The sequence below is a fragment of the Dyadobacter arcticus genome, from assembly GCF_011762185.1.
Lineage (GTDB): Bacteria > Bacteroidota > Bacteroidia > Cytophagales > Spirosomataceae > Dyadobacter > Dyadobacter arcticus.
Genome location: NZ_JAASQJ010000011.1, coordinates 1 through 3182, shown reverse-complemented (window position 1 = coordinate 3182; position 3182 = coordinate 1). Strand labels below are relative to the sequence as shown.

At 51.8% G+C, this 3182-nt stretch carries 2 rRNA genes; both read left to right on the top strand.

Annotated features, from left to right (window positions below):
• The first annotated feature begins 76 nt into the window (after positions 1–76).
• Positions 77–2899 (top strand): 23S ribosomal RNA (locus FHS68_RS26210).
• A gap of 203 nt (positions 2900–3102) precedes the next feature.
• Positions 3103–3182 (top strand): 5S ribosomal RNA (gene rrf / locus FHS68_RS26205); the annotation flags it as partial.

Below are 3182 nucleotides of genomic sequence, written 5' to 3'. Positions count from 1 at the left end.
TGTTACCTACCTTACCCCAATTGTGGGGTAACGAGTTCATTGACATATTGAGAAGTAGAAGAGAAGAATAGAAGTCGCGCAAGCGAATTAAGGGCGCATGGGGGATACCTAGGCTCTCAGAGGCGAAGAAGGACGTGATAAGCTGCGAAAAGCTACGGGGAGCAGCACATATGCATTGATCCGTAGATATCCGAATGGGGCAACCCAGTACCATGAAGTGGTATTACCCTACGGGGGGCAAACGCGGGGAACTGAAACATCTAAGTACCCGCAGGAGAAGAAAACAATAGTGATTGCGCAAGTAGTGGCGAGCGAACGCGCAGAAGCCCAAACCAACTTGGTTACGGCCAGGTTGGGGTTGTAGGACCCACCGAGTGTTTGACAATTGAACTGGAATGGCCTGGGAAGGCCAATCGTAGAGGGTGAGAATCCCGTACAGGTAAGAGCGTCAAATGAGTGGGTATCCTGAGTAAGTGGGGACCGGTGAAATCCCCTCTGAATCCGGCGGCACCATCCGCCAAGGCTAAATACTCCTGAGAGACCGATAGTGAACGAGTACCGTGAGGGAAAGGTGAAAAGTACCGCGAGCAGCGGGGTGAAATAGAACTTGAAACCATGCGCTTACAAGCGGGCGGAGCCTTTTGGGGTGACGCCGTGCCTTTTGCATAATGAGCCTACGAGTTACGGTTACTGGCAAGGTTAATGTTTTAAAGAACAGGAGCCGAAGCGAAAGCGAGTCTGAAATGGGCGATTAGTCAGTGGCTGTAGACGCGAAACTTGGTGATCTACCCTTGGTCAGGTTGAAGCGCTGGTAACACATCGTGGAGGACCGAACCGGTAAACGTTGAAAAGTTTTCGGATGAACTGAGGGTAGGGGTGAAAGGCCAATCAAACTGAGAAATAGCTCGTACTCCCCGAAATGTTTTTAGGAACAGCGTCGTGGTCGAGTCATGTTCAGGTAGAGCTACTGATAGGACTAGGGGGAGTCAAATCCTACCAAATTCTGACAAACTCCGAATGGGGCATGATATACACGGCAGTGAGGGCTGGGGTGCTAAGGTCCCAGTCCGAGAGGGGAACAACCCAGAGCATCAGCTAAGGTCCCAAAATATATGCTAAGTTGAACTAAGGGGGTCCGACTGCAGAGACAGCCAGGATGTTAGCTTGGAAGCAGCTATACATTTAAAGAGTGCGTAACAGCTCACTGGTCGAGCGGGGCGGGCATCGATAATAAACGGGCATCAAGCATATTACCGAAGCTATGCGATAGTATTTATACGATCGGTAGGGGAGCATTCCCACAGGGGTGAAGGTATTGCGTAAGCAGTGCTGGACTGGTGGGAAAAGCAAATGTAGGCATAAGTAACGATAATGCGGATGAGAAATCCGCACACCGAAAGACTAAGGATTCCTCCGCTATGCTAATCAACGGAGGGTTAGGCGGGGCCTAAGGAATAGCCGACAGGCGATCTCCGATGGACAGCAGGTTAATATTCCTGCCCTTGCATCAAGTGTGAAGAAGTGACGGAGCAGTGTGGTATGTAGGTACTGACGGAATAGTGCGTTGAGCCGAGCCTACGGGCAAAGCGAACATACGAAACAGCTTCCAAGAAAAGCTTCTGAAACATCAGCTTGACGCAACCCGTACCGTAAACCGACACAGGTAGTCGAGAAGAATATTCTAAGGTGCTCGAGTGAATCACGGCTAAGGAACTCGGCAAATTAACCCTGTAACTTCGGGAGAAGGGGAGCCTCCTCTGCAAAGAGAGGCCGCAGAGAAATGGCCCAGGCGACTGTTTAGCAAAAACACAGGGCTCTGCCAAAACGAAAGTTGACGTATAGGGCCTGACACCTGCCCGGTGCTGGAAGGTTAAGAGGGGATGTCATCGCAAGAGAAGCATTGAATCGAAGCCCCAGTAAACGGCGGCCGTAACTATAACGGTCCTAAGGTAGCGAAATTCCTTGTCGGGTAAGTTCCGACCTGCACGAATGGTGTAACGATCTGGGCACTGTCTCGGCCGTGAGCTCGGTGAAATTGTAGTAGCGGTGAAGATGCCGCTTACCCGCCACGGGACGGAAAGACCCCGTGCACCTTTACTATAGCTTTGCATTGTTTTCGGGTCAGGGATGTGTAGGATAGGTGGGAGGCTGTGAGCCGGTGTCGCCAGGCATCGGGGAGCCAACGTTGAAATACCACCCTTCGCTGGCCTGGGATCTAACTTGACTTGTGTCAAGGACCGTGCATGGTGGGTAGTTTGACTGGGGTGGTCGCCTCCAAAAGTGTAACGGAGGCTTCCAAAGGTCTGCTCAACACGCTTGGTAACCGTGTGTGGAGTGCAATAGTACAAGCAGGCTTGACTGTGAGACCGACGGGTCGAGCAGGTGGGAAACCAGGGTATAGTGATCCGGTGGTTCTGTATGGAAGGGCCATCGCTCAAAGGATAAAAGGTACGCCGGGGATAACAGGCTGATCTCCCCCAAGAGCTCACATCGACGGGGAGGTTTGGCACCTCGATGTCGGCTCGTCACATCCTGGGGCTGGAGAAGGTCCCAAGGGTTCGGCTGTTCGCCGATTAAAGTGGCACGCGAGCTGGGTTCAGAACGTCGTGAGACAGTTCGGTCCCTATCTGTGGTGGGCGTAGGAAGATTGACGGGGGCTGCCTTTAGTACGAGAGGACCGAGGTGGACCCACCGCTGGTGAACCGGTTGTCCCGCCAGGGGCATGGCCGGGTAGCTATGTGGGGAATAGATAAGCGCTGAAAGCATCTAAGTGCGAAACTAGCCCGAAGATGAATCTTCCACATAAGGGCCGTTGTAGACTACGACGTCGATAGGCTGCAGGTGTATGTGCAGAAATGCATTCAGCCGAGCAGTACTAATTACCCAACAGCTTGCACATTGCACTTCATTTTTTCTCTTCTACTTCCAATATGACATGAAATGGAGAATGGAAAAAAGGAAAAAGGACGAAAGGGAAACCCCTTCCTCCATGCTCCTTGCTGCCTTTACTCTACTCAAAGAGCTTGTTGGTGACTATTGGAATGGTCTGGGGCGACACTCGCTTCACCTCTTCCCTGATCACACAAACCAACAAAAGAGCTTGTTGGTGACTATTGGCCTGGTGTTCACCTCTTCCCATCCCGAACAGAGAAGTTAAGCCCAGAACCGCCGATGATACTTGG